The following is a 668-nucleotide window of genomic DNA, read 5'->3' as shown; positions in this document are numbered from 1 at the left end:
TTTAGATTGGTATAAGGTACAGCTTCTCGAGCAGTTCGGGCGCGTTCACCTCGGCGAGGCGCAGGTTCTCGACGCCGGCGACCTCGGCGCGGATGATCGTGCGGGCGAGCCCCGCCCGGAACACCTCGATGGCGAGGAAGTTCGTGTCGGGCCGGGTCTGCGACGCGTGCAGGATCGCATGCCCCTGCCCGGAGCCCACCTCGACGACGAGCGGCGCCGTGCGGCCGAAGATCTGCTCGGGATCGCCGCGCTCGCCGTCCGCGACGCTCGTCGCAGCGGGGCCGTGCGCGATGTCGAGCACGTACTTCTCGTGGTGGTCGGCCCACGCGCGCTCCTGCGACGGGGTCATGCGGCCGCTCCGTCGCACGAACGACACCGGCTTCTTGCGGAACGTCGTCGGGTCGAAGCTCTTGTACGGAAGTGGCTGCTGCTCGGTCACCCCATAACGGTAGTCGCGGCCGCGGTCCGGGGCAAAGCCGGCGGGGGCGGACAGTAGCATGGAGACGGCCGTACCGGCCGTGCCCGAGCGGAGGAGCGCATGATGACCAGACGGATCCTGCTGGTGAACGGACCGAACCTCAACCTGCTCGGCACGCGCGAACCCGAGATCTACGGATCCGAAACGCTCGCCGACATCGAATCGCTCGTCGCGCGCGTCGCCCGGGAGT

The 668-nt window shown here is 68.9% G+C and carries 2 protein-coding genes; one reads left to right on the top strand and one right to left on the bottom strand.

The features are described from left to right. Position 1 precedes the first annotated feature (1 nt). Entirely contained in the window at positions 2–439 is a 438-nt protein-coding gene (locus NS354_RS12675; protein ID WP_345994185.1) for a hypothetical protein, read from the bottom strand. Between the two features lie 102 nt (positions 440–541). Here NS354_RS12675 and NS354_RS12670 point away from each other — a divergent pair. Next, positions 542–668 (top strand): type II 3-dehydroquinate dehydratase (locus NS354_RS12670; protein ID WP_206542615.1); only part of this gene is annotated, 127 nt, incomplete at its 3' end.

It is taken from the genome of Leucobacter chromiiresistens, from assembly GCF_001477055.1.
Classification (GTDB): domain Bacteria; phylum Actinomycetota; class Actinomycetes; order Actinomycetales; family Microbacteriaceae; genus Leucobacter; species Leucobacter chromiiresistens_A.
This window is presented reverse-complemented; position numbering and strand designations above follow the sequence as displayed.